13 protein-coding genes and 1 tRNA gene are annotated in these 17,989 nt (G+C 54.0%); 8 read left to right on the forward strand and 6 right to left on the reverse strand.

Translation table 11 applies throughout. From position 1 onward, the window contains the following. Window positions 1-84: 84 nt before the first annotated feature. Window positions 85-2,217 carry a TonB-dependent receptor domain-containing protein gene (locus tag MLE19_RS06640; protein WP_240717310.1) on the reverse strand — a complete coding sequence of 711 codons (2,133 nt, stop codon included), beginning with the start codon at window positions 2,215-2,217 and terminating at the stop codon, window positions 85-87. Window positions 2,218-2,459: 242 nt separating this feature from the next. Between MLE19_RS06640 and MLE19_RS06645 the strand changes: the two genes are divergently transcribed. The 5 genes from MLE19_RS06645 to MLE19_RS06665 all read left to right on the forward strand — a co-directional run bounded on the left by MLE19_RS06645 (window position 2,460) and on the right by MLE19_RS06665 (window position 8,380). Beyond that, on the forward strand, window positions 2,460-3,416 hold the full coding sequence (locus tag MLE19_RS06645; protein WP_240717312.1) for an ABC transporter substrate-binding protein: 957 nt from the start codon (window positions 2,460-2,462) through the stop codon (window positions 3,414-3,416). 56 nt (window positions 3,417-3,472) lie between these two features. Further along, the gene (locus MLE19_RS06650; RefSeq protein WP_240717315.1) at window positions 3,473-4,441 is read left to right on the forward strand and encodes a FecCD family ABC transporter permease; all 969 of its coding nucleotides are present in this window, start codon (window positions 3,473-3,475) and stop codon (window positions 4,439-4,441) included. A 68-nt stretch (window positions 4,442-4,509) separates the two neighbouring features. Beyond that, the gene (locus MLE19_RS06655; protein ID WP_240717316.1) at window positions 4,510-5,613 is read left to right on the forward strand and encodes a FecCD family ABC transporter permease; all 1,104 of its coding nucleotides are present in this window, start codon (window positions 4,510-4,512) and stop codon (window positions 5,611-5,613) included. Then, on the forward strand, window positions 5,610-6,425 hold the full coding sequence (locus MLE19_RS06660) for an ABC transporter ATP-binding protein (protein WP_240717317.1): 816 nt from the start codon (window positions 5,610-5,612) through the stop codon (window positions 6,423-6,425). Before MLE19_RS06655 ends, MLE19_RS06660 begins: the two co-directional genes overlap by 4 nt. A 179-nt stretch (window positions 6,426-6,604) precedes the next feature. Then, the gene (locus tag MLE19_RS06665; RefSeq protein WP_425356800.1) at window positions 6,605-8,380 is read left to right on the forward strand and encodes an ABC transporter ATP-binding protein; all 1,776 of its coding nucleotides are present in this window, start codon (window positions 6,605-6,607) and stop codon (window positions 8,378-8,380) included. Between the two features lie 3 nt (window positions 8,381-8,383). On the opposite strand, the gene MLE19_RS06670 is transcribed toward MLE19_RS06665, so the two are convergent. Then, a complete protein-coding gene (locus MLE19_RS06670) occupies window positions 8,384-8,974 on the reverse strand; it encodes a hypothetical protein (protein WP_276322366.1) in 591 nt (196 codons plus the stop codon). Window positions 8,975-9,086: 112 nt separating this feature from the next. Here MLE19_RS06670 and MLE19_RS06675 point away from each other — a divergent pair. Both MLE19_RS06675 and MLE19_RS06680 read left to right on the forward strand, forming a co-directional pair. Beyond that, window positions 9,087-9,163: transfer RNA gene (locus MLE19_RS06675), tRNA-Ile, on the forward strand. Between the two features lie 418 nt (window positions 9,164-9,581). Next, the gene (locus MLE19_RS06680) at window positions 9,582-11,630 is read left to right on the forward strand and encodes a TonB-dependent siderophore receptor (protein WP_240717320.1); all 2,049 of its coding nucleotides are present in this window, start codon (window positions 9,582-9,584) and stop codon (window positions 11,628-11,630) included. A 75-nt stretch (window positions 11,631-11,705) separates the two neighbouring features. Here MLE19_RS06680 and MLE19_RS06685 read toward each other — a convergent pair whose 3' ends face one another. Next, window positions 11,706-12,557 carry an ABC transporter ATP-binding protein gene (locus tag MLE19_RS06685; protein ID WP_240717321.1) on the reverse strand — a complete coding sequence of 284 codons (852 nt, stop codon included), beginning with the start codon at window positions 12,555-12,557 and terminating at the stop codon, window positions 11,706-11,708. A 250-nt stretch (window positions 12,558-12,807) separates the two neighbouring features. Here MLE19_RS06685 and MLE19_RS06690 point away from each other — a divergent pair, with 250 nt between their 5' ends. After that, the gene (locus MLE19_RS06690; RefSeq protein WP_240717322.1) at window positions 12,808-14,955 is read left to right on the forward strand and encodes a TonB-dependent receptor; all 2,148 of its coding nucleotides are present in this window, start codon (window positions 12,808-12,810) and stop codon (window positions 14,953-14,955) included. Here the strand turns inward: MLE19_RS06690 and MLE19_RS06695 are convergent. From MLE19_RS06695 to MLE19_RS06705, 3 genes are read right to left on the reverse strand one after another with little or no spacing between them, the layout of a single operon-like run. After that, on the reverse strand, window positions 14,952-15,983 hold the full coding sequence (locus MLE19_RS06695) for a FecCD family ABC transporter permease (RefSeq protein WP_240717323.1): 1,032 nt from the start codon (window positions 15,981-15,983) through the stop codon (window positions 14,952-14,954). The two genes, MLE19_RS06690 and MLE19_RS06695, sit on opposite strands and share 4 nt — an antisense overlap. Continuing rightward, window positions 15,980-16,984 (reverse strand): FecCD family ABC transporter permease, encoded by a 1,005-nt coding sequence (locus MLE19_RS06700; protein ID WP_240717324.1) that lies wholly within the window; start codon window positions 16,982-16,984, stop codon window positions 15,980-15,982. The genes MLE19_RS06695 and MLE19_RS06700 overlap by 4 nt, the downstream gene beginning before the upstream one ends. After that, on the reverse strand, window positions 16,978-17,931 hold the full coding sequence (locus MLE19_RS06705; protein ID WP_240717325.1) for an ABC transporter substrate-binding protein: 954 nt from the start codon (window positions 17,929-17,931) through the stop codon (window positions 16,978-16,980). Before MLE19_RS06705 ends, MLE19_RS06700 begins: the two co-directional genes overlap by 7 nt. Between the last annotated feature and the right edge of the window lie 58 nt (window positions 17,932-17,989).

The raw sequence follows: 17,989 nt of genomic DNA on the forward strand, positions 1-17,989 counted from the left end.
AAGCAGTACTTAAAAGATGAAAAAAAGCCCCAGCGCATGGCCGGGGCATAAGTCAGCATTGAAACAGTAGCGAGCTGGAGGGGGTTAGAACTCGTAGCGTGCCGAAAGCCACAGACGGCGACCTTCCTCACTATTGGCGTAAACGTTGCCAAAGTTGGTGCCATCACCGTAGGCGCGATAGTCGACAAAATCTTTATCAAAGAGGTTGTAGATCGTAGCGCTCAGGTTAAGGCTGTCATTCACCGCGTAATTACCGCCCAGGTGAAATAGTGAATAGGCTTTAAAATCCCCTAAATCATCATAGGAAGGAGCTCCACGAACGCCTTCACGATTACGGTATCGCTCGCTGCGGTACTCCGCTGATAGCCATGTATCCAGCTTCGCGGTGGTTTGCCAGCGCAGCGTTGCATTTACTGCGTGCTCTGGGGTATCGGTAAGCGGGTCGCCTTCGTTCTCGCCGCTTTGCTGCTCCGAGTCTGTATAAGTGTAGTTGGCATTTAAACGCCAGGCCGGATTGAACTGATAGCTGGTGGATAGCTCAACGCCCTGGGTGATAGCTTCGTCAATATTCACGTCTTGGCCATACAGCCCGTCGGGAATCAACGGATCGTTTTCGATCAGGATATCGTTGCCACTGGCTATCTTGTCGTCAAACTGGTTGTAGAAAAGCGTGGCGCTGGCGGTGAAGCCCTGCTGGTTATCGTAATGCGCGCCTATTTCGCTGCTGGTGCTGGTTTCCGGTTCAAGGCTTGGATTGCCGATCGTCAGTATAGTGCCTTGCCCCGTAACGCCGTTAATACCGTCGTGCAGGGCGTTGAGCGTGGGGGTTTTGTAGCCACGGCTAACGCCGCCCTTAAGTGTCCACTCCGGTGTGGTGTTCCAGACTAAATAGCCGCGTGGGCTGAACTGGCTACCGAAAGCATCGTGGTGGTCATAACGACCACCCAGAGTAAGGGCTAAATCGTCGCGCAGTAGCCACTCATCCTCAGCAAACAGCGACCAGGTGGTTTGCTCGAAGGTTTCCCCGGCCAAGCCGTCGTCGAGTTCGGCATCCCACCACTGCATACCGACAGTCGTCATATGGTCGTCTAACGGCATTACGAATTTGCTATCGAGCACCGTGTTAGTGGTTTCAAGCTCACGGGGCCCCCCGCCGACAATGCCTGGAAAGCCGTCGTAAGCCTCGCCTATTGTACCTGGAATGGTGCGCCCTTTGGTTTCGGTGGTATTGCGCATTAGGCTAGTTTCCAACGTGCCTGATGCAAACCGACCCGTGTGGCCAATCGCGGCTTGCTCACGCTCAAAGCGAAGCTCATCTGAGTACCCGAAAGCTTCGCCGGGCTCGGGTTCGCAGCTACGTGAGCGACCATCCAGTGTCCCTAACTGACATTCGTCGTTGTTATAGCGCTGTCGGTTTACTTCACCATCTACCCAAAGATCATTATTAGCGTTAGGTGTCCAGGTTAGTTTGCCGCCTAGATTGTAAACATCTCCCTCTACAGGGCTGGGGCCGCGCTGGCTGACCTCTATGGGATCACCATTCTCGTCGCTGTAAACAAGCTCAGATGCATCGCGCTCATAGAAGCGTCCACGTAATTGCACGCCCAGTGTGTCTGCTACTAATGGGCCACTGGTGTAGAGGTTGATTTCACGGCGGTCACCGAAGTCACGATCCTCGTTAAAGGTATTTTCGACGCCTACTGACCCCGTCCATTCACGCCCAACTCGACGGGTAATAATGTTGATTACGCCGCCCATAGCATCGGAGCCGTAAAGCGTCGACATCGGTCCACGAATAACCTCTATGCGTTCAATGCTGGCTACGGGCGGAAAGAAGCTGGTCGAGGTTTCGCCAAAACCGTTAGGCGTCACGCTGCCCGCCGCGTTTTGGCGACGCCCATCGATCAATATCAGCGTGTAGTCGCTTGGCATCCCACGGATGCTGATGTTACTGCCGCCCGTTTTACCCACTTGGCCGCCCACATCTACACCTTCAACGTTACGCAGCGCATCGGCAATGCTAGTGACGCGCGTGCGTTCAAGCTCTTCGCGCGAGATCACCGAGATGCTGGCAGGGGCGTCTACCATGGCTTGCTCAAAGCCACTGGCAGAAACCACCATATTGTCGAGCTGAGCAGTTTCTTGTGCATGAACACCTGAAGATAAAGCAGCAAGTGCGATGGCGCTGGTTAAAGTGTGACGAGTGAAGTAGTGCATGTTGGATCCCTTGGTAATACGATTCGCTTGCTAATGATATTTATTATCAAATAGGATTGAGAGTCTAAAAAGAAAAGTTCCCAAACGCGAGATGCAAACAAGGAACACGCCGTTGCATGAAATGAAACATGAGTGCGAAGAGCTGTTGCGGGAAATGGAACGCCCTATTCCCACGAATAGTAGTGCAAGTGCTTTTGAGAATCGTTATTATCTGAATCAATATACCGCACTGAGAGAATTGTATGCTGGTCACAACAAAACCGATGTCCGCCTTGCTAGGCACTTTTTTGCGCCAAGGCGTGGCTGCCGCGCTACTCAGCACACTGGTCGTAGCCGCTGCGCAAGCACGCACCCTGGATACAGCGTTTGGCGACGTAGACGTTGAGGGCACCCCTGAACGCGTTGTGACCCTTTACGAAGGAGCATTAGATGCTGCCCTTGCAGCAGGCATTACGCCGCTAGGTGCTGTCACCACCCGAGGTGGTGATAACGTAGCCGAATACGTAGAGGCTCATTTAGGCGATGACCGGCCCGCTATTATGGGCGTTGTAAGGGAAATTAATATTGAAGCTGTGCTAGCGCAGCAGCCGGATCTTATTTTGGCGCCCGCTCGGCTTTCTGATGAGCAGTACCAACTGCTTTCACGCATTGCGCCGACCGTGGTGCCACACATACAGCCATTAGCTGCCAATAATTGGGAAGCTGAGGCACGCCTTTATGGCGAAGCATTAAACCGTGAAGAAGCGATCGAGGAAGCCATTGCAGCGGTTGATCAGCGCACCACGGAATTAGCAGAAGCGTTAGCGGATGCGGACGTAAGCGGAACTGCCTTTTTAGTACGCTGGATGCCCGGTGGCCCGATGGTAATGTCCGAAAATTTGATTGCCACAGGGTTGTTAGAGCGGGTTGGTCTTGACGTACAAGGCGCCGATTTAATTGGCGAGCGCGGCGTACACAGTGATGTACTCAGCCTGGAAAACCTTGCCCAAGTAGACGGCGACTGGCTATTCCTGGCGACCCTCAATGATGATGGCCAACAGGCCTTGGACGCGGCTAAACAAAGCCCGGCGTTCACTCGCCTCAACGTGGTTCAGCAAGAGCAGGTGGTGCCAGTGAATGGCCAGCTGTGGAGCAGTGCCAATGGCCCGCTTGCCGCGCAAGCCATTCTTGAAGATATAGAGGCTGCGCTGTTGCCGTGACGGTTCCTCGTTTTGCAACGGCTGGTGTCATCAGGCGTTCCAGCCCCCGTACGTTCATGATATTACTCCTCACCGCCCTTGTGGCGGTGAGTGTCGTTAGTTTATTGATTGGTGCAGGTAGCGTTGGCCCGATGAGGGTTTTGGCGCTATTCGGTGGCGCGCAGGACAGTGAAGCGAGTTTCATCGTCTGGGAGCTGCGCGCACCAAGAACGTTAATTGGCATTGCGGTAGGGATGGCATTGGGCGTTGCGGGGGCACTACTCCAAGCGGTCGCCCGCAACCCATTGGCGGAGCCTGGCCTATTAGGCGTGAGCGCCGGGGCTGCCTTTGCGGTGGCATTGGCCTTGGTGCTGGGGGCTAGTGCTGCCACGTTGCGCATTTCCGTGGCCCAGCTTGGCGCTTTGCTAGGCTGTGTATGCGTATTGAGCGTGGCACGGTTTCGTGGTGTGGGTAACGACCCTGTGCGGCTCGTGCTGGCCGGAGCTGCTTTTTCAGGGCTGCTGGCCTCGCTGACCTCATTGATACTGCTTTACGATCAGCGCGCCGCAGATGAAATTCGGTTCTGGGTTATTGGTAGCCTATCGGGGCGACGGCTGGATGACCTTGTGGCGGTACTGCCAAGCATGCTGCTGGCGACCCTTGTCATCGCGCTCATCGCTCGGCCGCTCGCGGCACTCGCGTTAGGCGAGCGAATTGCCTCGGGGCTAGGCCATCACCCCAACCTGATTCGCTGGCTAGTGGTCGCCTGTGTGGCGCTATTAGTCGGCGCCGCGACAGCCATCGCAGGACCGATTGCCTTTGTTGGATTGGTCGTGCCCTTTGTAGCGCGGGCGTTTGCCGGACCTGATATCCGCCGCACGCTGTGGTTTTGTTTGCCGATCGGCCCCTTGATGGTTTTGGCAGCAGATATTATCTCGCGCGTCGTCGTCGCTCCGTCGGAACTGCCGTTGGGCGTGCTTGCCGCGCTATGCGGCGCGCCGGTGTTGGTGGCCGTGGTGCGTGCGCGTCGCTTACCGATGCTGTGAGCTGATCAATGAAATCTACTTCGATAAGAAGCACTCTGTTAAGAACCACTCAGTTAAGAACTTCTCCTATGCCTTCGTCAGCTGAGCGCTTAACCATCGATTCCCAACAAAGTAGTGACAAAGTGCTACCACCCACCGGGTTCTGGCGGTTCGGTTGGCGCAGCGCCAACGGCGACAAGAGTATTTTGCTAGAGCAGCGTGGGGTAATCGTCAACGTTGGCCTTTTATGCGCCTTACTGCTCGTTTGCGTTATTTACCTAAGCTTAGGCAGTGTAAAAGTGGCGCCTTTAGAGGTACTGCAGGCGCTGTTGGGTAACGCTGACATGATGACGGCGTTTGTGGTGCAAGAGCTACGTTTGCCGCGACTGGCCGCTGCCTGTTGTACTGGAGCGGCGTTCGCATTAGCGGGCATTCTTATGCAAACCCTGGCCCGTAACCGACTGGCTACACCCGGTATTATCGGCATTGATAATGGCGCGACGGCGTTTGCCGTGGCTTCAGTGATAGGGCTTGGGGTTTCTATCGCGCCGCCCGCGATGGCATTAGCCGGGGCGACCACCGCTGCGGTACTTACCTTTGGGCTTTCCGCCGGTAGTGGTACTCAAGGCTATCGCTTTATTATCGCGGGGATTGGGGTTGGCGCGGTGTTCGGAGCGATCACCCAACTGATGCTTGCTCGTGTAGCGATCGACACCGCCAACGCCGCCTACCCATGGACCGTAGGTTCATTGAATGCCCGCCCCAGTGGTGCACTGCAGCTACTCACGCTCGGGTTGGTATTAGGCTTAGCCGCCGCACTGGCGCTGGCGCGTTCATTGACCCTGCTGCGTTTTAAAGATGCCACCGCCAGGGGGCTGGGGGTTAGCGTGAGGCGACGACGGCTCGAAGTACTACTGCTGTCAGTGGCGCTAACGGGCTTGGCCGTCGCCGTCGCCGGGCCAGTGGGTATGGTGGGGTTAATCGGCCCAGAGATAGCTCGCTCGCTATCGAGCTCACGCCGCGTGCCTATTTTGGCCGCCACCTTGGCGGGCGCGTTGGTGATGGTGCTCGCGGACTTAGCCGGACGCACGCTGTTCGCCCCCATCGAGATTCCCGTCGGGATCGTGACCGCTGTCGTCGGCGGCCCCTGGTTACTATGGATATTAATGCGCCCGCAACGGAGCTTCACATGAGCCAAGCCCCAACATCGTCAATGCCATCACTTGCCACGCAATCGTTAGGTATGAGTTATGGCAGCCGACAGGTGATTGATGGCTTAGATATTACTCTGCCAAGTGGCCAAGTCACCGCCATTGTTGGCCCCAACGGTTGCGGTAAATCTACGCTACTGGCGGGGCTTGCCCGCCTGCATAAGCCCGACAGAGGGGCGGTGCTATTGAATGGCGATGATATTCAACGCCTTCCAGCTCGCCAGTTGGCCACCCAGCTAGCGCTGCTTCCTCAAGAGGCCGTGGCACCGGAAGGCTTAACCGTGACCGAGCTCATCCGCTTTGGGCGTCAACCGCACCAAGGGTGGTTGCGCCAATGGTCGGCGGAAGACCAGCGCGTGGTACAGCATGCGCTGGTTGCAGCAGGCCTAGAACAACTCGCTGATAGGCCAATAGAAGCGCTTTCCGGAGGCCAGCGTCAGCGTGCCTGGATTGCCATGACCATCGCCCAGCAAACCCCACTGTTGCTGCTGGATGAACCTACCTCCGCGCTGGATCTTGGTCACCAGATCGAAGTGTTCGAACTGGTACAAAACCTGGCCCATCACGGCCGCACCGTGGTGATGGTGCTACACGATCTCGCCAGTGCTTGTCGCTACGCTGACCATCTCATCGCTATGCGCGAAGGCCAGATTGTCGCGGAAGGTCCACCTGCCAACGTGGTAACGCCAGACTTAGTCCGTGCGCTGTATCAAGTGGAGTGCACATTACTAATCGACCCCGATACTGGTAGCCCGCTACTGGCCAACGTTCGGCGCTCTCCCGCGCCCGCTTGATAGCGTGTTATCTGCCGTATCGTCCTGCTCGAGATGACTTGCTAGAGATGACTTGCTAGAGATGACTTGCTAGAGAAAGCAGGGCGATTTCATTACTCTGTCTCTAACGCTAATTCAGCCTATTCCAACCCTAGTAAGGAATGCTTGTGTCCTCTCCTGCACACAGTTTTCAAGCCTTGATGCGGCTACTTCGCTACGCCAAAGGCTACCGGCGGCGCATTATTGCCGCCACCACCTGTTCAGTTATCAACAAGCTGTTTGATATTGCGCCCGAGATTTTGATTGGTGTCGCCATTGATGTTGTGGTCAACCAAGAGCAGAGTTTTGTCGCTAGTTTGGGCTTTGAAACACCCCAACAGCAGATCACTATGCTGGCCGTGCTGACGTTCTTTATTTGGGCAGGCGAGTCTCTGTTTGAGTATCTGTTCCAAATCTTATGGCGCAACTTAGCCCAGCGGTTGCAGGCGGATATGCGCCAAGACACCTACGAGCATGCCCAGCGGCTCGATATGGCGTTCTTTGAATCAAAAAGCTCCGGGCAGCTGGTTGCGACCATGAACGATGACGTTAACCAGCTCGAACGCTTTTTAGATGGCGGTGCCAACGCGCTGATTCAGGTGTTTGTCACTGTGGTGGCGGTTGGCGCGGTGTTCTTTGTGCTTTCGCCGCTGATTGCCTTGCTCGCGTTTACGCCGATTCCTCTGATTATCTGGGGCGCGTTCTTCTTCCAGCGTAAAGCCGGGCCGCTTTATAGCGATGTGCGCGAGAAGGTAGGCGATCTGGCCAGCCGGTTATCCAACAACCTTAGCGGCATCGCCACGATTAAAAGCTTTACCAGCGAAGACCGCGAAGCCGAACGCCTCCGCGATGCCAGCGAAGCCTATGTAGAAGCCAATCGAAGGGCGATCAAGGTTAGCTCTGCGTTTATTCCGGTCATCCGCATGGCGATTTTGGCAGGCTTTTTAGCCACCTTTACCGTCGGCGGCATGATGGCGCTCAACGGCACCCTGAACGTAGGCGCGTATGGCGTACTGGTATTTCTGACCCAGCGATTGCTCTGGCCGCTTACCGGCTTGGCCCAGGTGATCGACCTATTCGAGCGCGCCATGGCAAGCACGCGGCGGATCCTCGATCTACTTGAAGTGCCGATTACCGTCAAAGATGACAGCACCACACCGCTTGCATCGCCAGTGAGAGGTGAGGTCACCTTTGAAGATGTCAGTTTTCACTACACGACCAGCCAAGTCGGTGTCGATGGTATTCACCTAAACGTACCAGCAGGCGCCACCTTGGCGCTGGTGGGGGCGACTGGCTCGGGTAAATCTACGCTCATCAAACTATTGCTGCGCTTTTATGACCCAGAAAGCGGGCGAGTGCTGATTGATGGGCAGCCGATTACCAACGTCAGCATGAACTCGTTGCGCAAATCGATTGGGTTAGTCAGCCAGGATGTTTATCTATTTGAAGGCAGCATCCGTGACAATATTGCCTACGGCAAGCCAGATGCGGACGAAGCCGCGATTATTGACGCCGCCAAAACGGCCGAAGCGTGGAGCTTTATTGAAACGCTGCCCCAGGGGCTGGATACCGCTGTTGGAGAGCGTGGCGTGCTGCTTTCCGGTGGCCAGCGTCAGCGGCTCTCATTGGCGAGAGCGCTACTTAAAGACCCGCCCATCCTAGTGTTGGACGAAGCCACTAGCGCGGTAGACAACGAAACCGAAGCGGCCATTCAGCGCTCGCTTAAACGCATCGCCCATGGCCGCACGGTAATTATGATTGCTCACCGGCTTTCTACCATCGTGCATGCCGATGAGATTGTGGTGATTGAGAAAGGCCAAGTGGCCGAGCGCGGCAGCCACTTAACCCTATTAGAAGCTAACGGCCACTACGCTGCCCAGTGGCGAGTACAAACCGGCGAAGCCCAGGCGGGGGATGTAGAAGTACTCAGTAACTAGTCGCTACCGGTTAACCAGCAGCGCATTCAAGGTGACGGGCACATGCTCGTCAATCTCCTCATAGCCCAGCATCGACAGCACGGTTCTTACCGTGCTGTTCGCCATCAGTGCTCTGCCATCCATCGCCATGGGCTCCGCGTGGGTCACGCGTATCTCGTTCAAGCCTTCGCGGGTAAAGCGCAGCGGCACGGACTCCTGTTGGTTGATCATGTCGGACTGAACGCGAAATTCCAGCGTCTCAACCAACGACTCACCGATATCTAAGTTATCCAGCCGCTCTGGCGGCATTTGTGCCACTAGCGTCACCAAGGTGGTGTTCGCCAGCAAGCCTATCCACGGCGGTAATTCGCCAAAGCGTTCAAGCACGTCGGTTTGGCTAAGCTTTAACGGTAGCCGCAGGGTGCCATCGCTGGATATATCGCCCTGCAGATCGCGCACCTGATGGTGATGAGTTTTTGGTGCCTCACCGTTCAACTGGGTAATCGAGGCCTGCACCTGGGACTGAGCAGGGTCAAGCTGCCAGTCAGCGTGAACCGGCAGCGCCAACAATAAAGGAAATAGGGCAATCAATGCTTTCACAGCGCGTCTCCGCATAAAGAACTACTCTCAAGACTGCCCAATCCACATAAAGTGCCGTAATGACATCAAGATAGCGCAATGGGGCTAGCCTCACACCGCCACATTCGCTATGATATGCACGCTTTTCGGGCCTATAGCTCAGTTGGTTAGAGCAGGGGACTCATAATCCCTTGGTCGTAGGTTCAAGTCCTACTGGGCCCACCATTTCTATATTTGCCTATTTCAAAAACAGGGATTAATGAATCTCTTGGTCTACGGTTCTCCGACAATCGTTTTGCATTCACCTTCTTTAAATCTTTTCTGCGCTCAACGGCTCAATGTAAGCGAGTGGGAGCTGATATTTCATGGGCGAATTCATTTTTACCACTCTGAGAGGTGTTCGGCTCGATCTTATCTCTGGATAGCAGCAGACTAAGGTCATAAAACTAGCTTTCACCAGAAATGGCTGAGCTGGTCCATACGCATAAACACAACATCCCCCCTCTGTCAGCGTTAAAAATCCCCGCACTAAGCAATTGAAAACAACTATTCAAAAGCGCTATCATGAATGCTAATAACAACGATTATCATGTTTCTTATTTTCTGCTCACTCTTTGCTCCTAAATCCAACTGAGACCACACCATGCCTCGTCTGCCGTTTGCCCGTCGTCCTTTGGCGCGCTCAATCTCCTCGTTGATTCCCGTCACCGTGGCGATCTTTTGTGCATCTACCTACGCGCAAGAAACGTCTACGTCCAACGACACCGTGGTGGTCACGGCCACGGCTTTGAAAGTCGATACCCCGCTAGTGGAAACGCCACGGCCAGTCTCGAGCGTTGACCGTGAAGAGCTGGATACCCGCAACGTCCAGCAACTCGACGAGACGTTCCGCTATCGTTCTGGTGTGCTTTCCGGTCACTATGGCTCGGACAACAATACCGATTGGTTCAAAATCAGGGGCTTTGATCAGGCAACCTATCAGGATGGACTTCGTCTCTATCGAACCGGATATTACCAGTGGCTACCTGAAACTTACGGTCTGGAGAGAGTAGACGTTTTCAAGGGCCCCACTTCGATTCTCTACGGTGAGGCGCCCTCAGGTGGAATGATAAACGCTGTGAGCAAACGACCGACCGATGAGCCGAGAGGTGAGTTCGAGATCCAGGCTGGCAATCGGGATCATCGCCAGTTAGGCATTGATACATCAGGTCCAGTTACGAACAGTGGAGATGTACGCTACCGCTTCGTGGGGCTGTATAAGGAGCGAGATGGTGACCTAAATGGCACCGATAACGAGCGTTACTACTTTGCGCCGAGCCTTGAGTGGGATATTTCTGATGAGACGCAACTGACCGTTCTAGCCAGTTTCCAACAGGACGACGGCGTTCCCGTAAATCCATTCAAGCTAGCCTATGGCACGGTGCAAAATACCCCGTTTGGAAAAGTAGATCCGCAGACCAACTATGGTGCGCCGGGCTATGATAGAGATGAGCATACGCAGACTGCTATTGGCTACGAACTTCGCCATGCGCTTGATGACACTTGGGAGTTCGAGCAAAACTTCCGTTATAGCCATCTTGACCTGGATCTTCGTAGTACCTATATGGACTATGCTACGGGCGACGGTCGCACGGCTTATCGCGGCCACCTTCAGCGCAACGGCGATATCGATAGCTTCACCATCGATAATCGGCTGGTAGGTAAGTGGTATACAGAGCGTACGGAAAACACTTTACTAGTCGGGGTGGATTACCAAGACCTGAGTTTGGACGGTAAAGAGTTCGATGATTTTACCTACGACACCGTTGATATCTTTGACCCTCGAGGGGGTATCGTCCCAGTGCCTGATAATCAGTTAACTAGCCGTCGGATCGACAAGGAACAGCTAGGTCTCTATGTGCAGGATCAGCTGCGTATTGATGATCGCTGGGTATTGCTTGGGGGAGCGCGGTATGACAGTGCTGATATTAGAAACGAGTCCGAGCGAGATAACGCAACGGTAGATGAGACCCAGGCTGCAACGTCACTTTCTGGCGGTGTGATGTATCTTGGCAGTAATGGCCTGAATCCCTACCTCAGTTATAGCGAATCTTTCCAGCCTGAGGCGCAGACTGATCCGTCTGGTGCAATATTTGAGGAAATCGAAGGTGAGCAATGGGAAGTAGGTGTCAAATATGCGCCGTTTAACTGGGATGGTTACGTTACGGCGGCCGTGTTTGATATTAAAGAGTCGAACTCCTTCGCGACGAGGCCTGCTGGTAATCAAGAACAGGAGGGTGAGAGAACCTCTACCGGATTTGAACTGGAGGGAGTGAGCTATCTTACGGAATCGCTAAAGCTGACGGCTGCCTATACCTATACGGACGCGCGTGACGCAAATGACAATCGTGCGGCATTGATACCTCGCCATATGACGTCAGCATGGTTGGACTATGATTTCGCAGGAACTGATCTGCCTGGTCTGAGGGTTGGTGCTGGCATTCGCCATGTGGGGGAGTCAGTTGATGGAAGCACTACCGTGCCCGACTATACCGTTGGCGATGTCATGGCTAGCTACGATATCAATAACAGCTGGACGGCACAGCTTAACGTTAACAACGTAACCGATGAAGAGTACGTCGCGAGTTGTGATTTCTGGTGTTATTACGGCGAATCTCGAAGCGTGGTCGGTAGCTTGAAATACAATTGGTAAACCACTTCTGCTCTAAAAAGCTCGGCCATATTGGCCGGGCTTTTTTATGCTTAAACTAAAATCATAAACCATGGCTCACAATACACAGCGCTGCTGAGCAAATGTATCCGATGCAGTGGCGGGCTGGGGTCGCTTGCGTGGTACGCAAATCGGGCTACCGCTTTCGGGGTCGTGTATTACATGGGCGTCCAGGTCAAAAACGCACTTAAGGTTGGCAGTGGTGAATACGTCAGCGGGGGCACCACTGGTCACAATGCGTCCATCGCGCATCATCACTAAGTGGTCGGCGTAGGCGGCGGCCAGGTTCAGGTCGTGGAGTACCAGTAGTAGGGTACGGCCTTTCTCATGGGCTAGGCGTGAAAGGAGTTCCAGTAGATCAACCTGTACCTTTAGATCCAGAAAAGTGGTCGGTTCATCAAGCAGGATCAGGTCGGTTTGCTGGGCCAATACCATCGCAATCCAGCAGCGTTGCCGCTGCCCCCCGGAAAGCGCATCGACATTACGCTCGGCAAAATCCGTTACATGGGTATAAACCATCGCTTCACGAATGGCCTCAGCGTCTTGCTGGGCATTTTTCTGCCATAGCCCCTGGTGCGGAAAGCGCCCCATGCCGACCAACTGCTTTACGCTCAGCCCTTCGGGGGCGACTGGCCCTTGGGGAAGTATCCCCAGGCGCTTGGCGACCTCACGGGTATTGCTTCGGTGAATATCCTTGCCATCTAAATAAACATAGCCAGCATTTGGTTTAAGCGTGCGGGCCAGGGTTTTCAGTAATGTCGACTTACCACTCCCATTCGGCCCCAGAAGCACCGTGAGTTTGCCCTCCGCGATGGTGATATCCACACCGCTCAGCACTTGCCGGGCGTCATAGCCAGCATGCAGGGCTTCGCCTGTCAGGCGGGGAGGCGGGTTTGGTGGGTACGGCATGAGGGGCTCATTGGGTGATCGAAACAGTCAGAACCGTAAGACAAAATATTCTCATTTTCAATACTTACTGCTAGCCCTTGTGAAACTACTCGTTGGTTGTCGATGACCTAAAGAATTTCGTTATATCGAACGGTCCGTTCCATGGGAATAGACCTCACTGTTTTTTATGTGCATAATATAATCATTATCATTTAGATCTGCATTACGCATTAGAGGGAAGGCTCACATAAACGCAGGGGATAAAAAGAAGATGTACATTAAGAAACGCCCGGTATTTTGGCCTACGTTGACGCTTGCCGGTTTGGTGACTGCTAGCCAAGCCTATGGGCAGGAATCAGCAACCGCTAACGCAGAGGCGCAAAATAGCCGAGGAAACTCGGATCAAACCATGGTTGTCACTGCTTCAAGAACCAATGCAACAAAGGAAGACTCGCCACAAACGGTGCGTATTATCAGCGAGGAAGAGATCAATCAGCAGCTGCAAATTTCCAGCGATTCCTCGCAAATACTCAGTAATTTGCTGCCTTCCTATTCGCCTAGCCGTCAAAAGATGAGCGGTAGCGGTGAAACCCTGAGAGGGCGTACGCCGCTGATTCTTATTGACGGTATTCCGCAATCGAATCCATTGCGGCCTACAGGCCGTGAAGCACATGCCATCGATTTTTCAATGGTTGAACAGATTGAGGTGATCCAGGGGGCGAACGCTACTAACGGGGTAGGGGCTGCAGGTGGTGTCATCAATTTGATTACCAAACGCCCAGAGCCAGGCTCACTCAACCAGCACGCTGAGGTTAAGGTGACGACCCCCACCAGAGAGCTGGACAGCCATACTCTCAGCTATGAAACCAATTATGGGGTGAGTGGCAACAGCGGCAACGTCGATTATCTGTTCTCAATGAGCTTTGAGGATCAAGGGCTTTTCCTGGATGGCAACGGTGACCCTGTAGGCGTGGATAATACCCAGGGCGACCTGATGGATTCACGCTCTTATGATTTCCTGGGCAAGGTGGCTTATTGGCTTGATGATAACCAGCGTCTTCAGTTAACGGTCAACCATTATGATATTGAAAATCATAATAATTATGTCAGCGTAACGGGAGATCGTGCCAATGGTGTGGTCACGACGTCTGAGCGTGGCACGCCTGAAGGAGACGCCCCCTATAACCGTGTGTGGACTACAGGGCTTAGCTACGATCATTACGATCTTGCCGGAATGCGGTTAAGCGCTCAGGCGTTCTACCAGGATTATGAAGCGCTATTTGGCGCCACCAACTCAGCTACTTTCCAAGATCCCACCATTGCGCCAGTGGGGACTTTTTATGACCAAACGATGGCGGCAACCAGCAAGTTTGGCACCAAGGTTTCTTTAACCAAAGATGATCTGTTGGATGATCGGCTTAAATTGACCGCCGGGTTCGATACGCTGTTCGATGAAACAGAGCAGTACTTGTATCAATCAAACCGAACCTATGTGCCTTCTACGGAATATACCGATCTTTCACCCTTCCTCCAGGCAGACTTTCGTCCGGTTGATTCGTTGCTGCTTTCCGCTGGGGTTCGTTATGAGTATGCCAAGCTGGATATCGGTGATTATCAGACCGTAGCGGCAAACAATGGCGTTAACGTAGAGGGTGGCGATCCCAGTTTCAATGAAACGCTTTATAACCTGGGGGCGGTGTGGAGTCCCGTCGATCATTGGAGCCTGTTTGCCAATTACTCTGAAGGGTTCTCTATTCCCGATGTGGGCCGTGCATTGCGGGGCATCAGTACCCCAGGGCAGTCGGTCGATAGCATCGAAAATCTAAGCCCTATCGTTACCGATAATGTTGAAACGGGCGTGCGCTTTGAAAATGGGCGCTTAGCCGCTGAGCTTAGCTATTATGAGTCCTCTTCTGACTTTGGTAGCCGCTTGACCGAAGTCGATGATGTCTTCTACATGCAGCGCCAGGAGACAGAAATCAAAGGCTTTGAGGCCGCCGTAGACTATCAATTTACCGATCAACACGCTGGCCGCTTAGCCTACTCCCGCATGGAGGGGCGCTACGATAGCGACGATAACGGCAGCCTGGATTCGAAACTGTCGGGGTTGGATGTATCACCGGATCGCCTGATAGCCAGCTGGTCGGCCAAATGGACCGATGAACTCTCAACCTTTGTTCAAGCCAACTACGCCTTCGATGAAACCTTCGATGAAGCTAATCGTGAGTTTGATGGCTATCTGTTGATGGATGCTGCCGTGGGCTACCAACTGCCTATCGGTCAGGTCAATGTAGGTGTATCTAACCTGCTTGATGAGCAGTACGTCACGTATTACTCACAAAGTGCGCTAGTGAACGATGAGCGCTATTTTGCTGGGCGGGGCAGAACCCTCACCTTTGGTTATCGCGTCGATTTTTAACCTTTGTAGCGCGCCCTGTGTAGCAAGTACACGAAGAAGGGCGCGCCTATCCCGGCTACAAAGATGCCCGCTGGCAAATCCTTGGGTAAAAAGGCTACCCGCCCAAGCAGGTCGGCATAAAGCACTATTAATGCACCGACCAGCGCAGAGGCAGGTATCAGCCACGCTAGTTTACGTCCCACCAACTTGGTAGCCAGGTGCGGCGCAATTAAGCCCACAAAGCTTATACCCCCCGCGAAAGCAACAGCGGCCCCTGCCAGCACAACGCTGCAAGCCAGTAGTGCTAAACGGCTACGCAGAAGAGCTACTCCAAGCCCTTCAGCAACGTTATCGCCCAGTGCCATAACATCCGCATGCCGCGCGAAAATGAAGCAAATGGGTATCACGACCACTACCCATGGTAATAAGCCTTTTACATCCTTCCACTGCGCCGCATAAAGACTGCCGGTGAGCCAAACGTAGGCCGTCATGGCGGCGGAGTCATCGCTAATCACGATTAACAGTGTGGTACCCGCTCCCATGGCCGCCGCAAGTCCGATACCGACAAGCACCATGCGTGATGGGCTGATGCCATTTCTCCACGCTAAACTGATTACTAGAAGCGCCGATGCTAGCGCGCCAGTCATGGCCGCAATGGGCAGCCAATGAATGCTCACCGTCGCGCTGAACAGCGATAGAAATAGCACCGCCGCCAGTGAAGCACCGCTGGTAATGCCGATAACATCCGGTGAGGCTAGCGGGTTACGCACAATGCTTTGCAGAACAGCCCCGGCTATTGCCAGGGCGGAACCGACCAGTATCGCCAGCACAATGCGGGGCAGCCTTAACTCCCAAATGATAAAGGCGATATCGCTATTCTGTGGGGCTAATAGTGCGTGTAATACCTGCCTAAACGATGTGGGAAAACTCCCCAGACTGAGCGACAAGCCCGTACTTACTATCAAAAACAGGCTGATTAATAACAGGCGAATGAGCGGTGGAGTGCTGTCGTGCTTGGTATTGAGGGTTAGCGTTGCTGCTGGTCTCATTGGCTTACCATTTTGCGTCGCGCCAGATAAATAAAGAAGGGCGTGCCGATCAGCGCGGTCATCACACCAACCGGTATCTCCTGGGGTGGCATTAAAAAGCGCGAGCCCAGGTCAGCTAACATCAGCAAACCGGCACCCAGCAGAGCGCAGGCAGGTAATAGCCAACGATGATCGATACCAAACACTCCCCGCGCTATATGAGGCACAATTAGACCCACAAAACCGATCATGCCTGCTAGCGCTACAGAACTACCCGCCAACACAATCACGACAAGCCCCAGCAGCAGTTTGATAGTGGTGGCCTGCATGCCAAGTGCGGTCACCATGTCATCGTCCAGCAATAGCGCATTGGTGTGGCGAACAAGCAACGCGCAGAGTAAAAACGCCCCGCCAAAAAGAGGCAATAAGGGCACGACCACAGAGAGCTCACGCCCGGCTAATGAACCCGCCAGCCAATAGAGCACGCTTTCAAAACTTTGCTGGTCAATTACCAGTAGCCCTTGGCTGAATGACACAAACATCGCCGTTACCGCCACTCCTGCCAGTACAACCCGCAGGGGGGAAAGCTCACCGTGGCGGCCGCGGCTAAGCAGCACTACCAGGGTGGCCGCGACCAGCGCGCCGAAGAGCGCAGCCCAAACGTAGTGGGCGGGGGTATGCAGCGGCAAAAGTGACACCGCCACCACCACAAAAAACATCGCGCCAGCGTTAATTCCTAAAATGCCCGGTGATGCCAGTGGGTTGCGGGTCATGGTCTGCATCAGCGCCCCGGCAATCGCCAGGCTGGCACCCACCAGAGCGGCAATCACCGCACGTGGTAAGCGCTCGGTTAACAGAATAATGTGGGCGATATTGGTAGGGTCGTACTGGGTCAGTGAGGCAAACAGAGAGGATAAAGCGATCTCAGTTGTACCTAACATCACGCTAGCAAAAAAGGCGCCCAGCGCTACCAGCAGGCCCATAAAAAGACCAATGTTTTTCGCGGCGGCGCTGTTCAGCATGTAGATGCCACCACGTGTTCAGGCAAGCGGGCGTGGCATGTTAATGCATAGTGGTGATATAGATCATCTAGCATGGCGTTGGCCGCCAATATCCCGCCGCCCATCATCCAGTTTACCGGATCAACCTCAAACACCCGCCCGCTTTGCACGGCTGCAAGCTGTTGCCAAAGTGGGTGAGAGGCCCAGTGCTGGTAATTATCCGCAATCGCTGGGTCATCTGGCTCAAGCAGAATAAAAATGGCATCGGCATCTATGACGGGGATATTTTCAGTACTGGAAAGCTTCATTCCCCAGCTCTGGCTTTGTAGCGTATCTGGCTGCTCGAAGCCCAGCTCAGTTAAAATCGAGCCTGCAAAGCCGCTGGTATAAATGCGCACGTGGTCGCTTTTAAACCGAACAACGGCTACTTTTTGCGGCCAAAGATGGCCAAGTTCAACGGCAATTTGTTGGCGAAAATCAGCAACTCTTTCATCCCAGCGCTGGAGTAATTGCTTGGCCTCTGCTTCGTGGTGGGTGGCATCGGCTACCATCCTGAGCGTAGTTTTGAAATTAAACACCGTAGAGGCTGATACCGTCGGAGCAATAGCATTCAATAGCGGGGCTATTCGCGCATGGCGAAAATCGCTGGCAATCACCACGTCAGGGTTGAGCCAGGCAATTTTTTCCAGATTGGGTTGAGTTTCTAGCCCCACGTGCTCGACGCCATTCAGCGGGTCGCGGAGATAGCGATACATGGGCTTTTCAAGCCATGAATCGACCACGCCAATCGGCGTTAGCCCAAGCGCCACAGCGCTGTCAGTAGCCCCCTGGTAAAGGGTGACGATACGCGGTGACTTAGAAGGGTTGTGTAGTGTGTCAGCTGTCAACAGAGACGGGGCTAGCGCCGCCAACGTTATTAACAACACACTCATTAAAGCGTTACGGCGATGGGTGTGTGCTTTTAACATTGATGTCACTTTACGATTAGCATGGACGGCAGAGGCAAGATGATGGCATGCCGCAAAA

The organism is Vreelandella neptunia (genome assembly GCF_022489065.1).
In the GTDB taxonomy this organism is placed as follows: Bacteria; Pseudomonadota; Gammaproteobacteria; order Pseudomonadales; family Halomonadaceae; genus Vreelandella; species Vreelandella neptunia_A.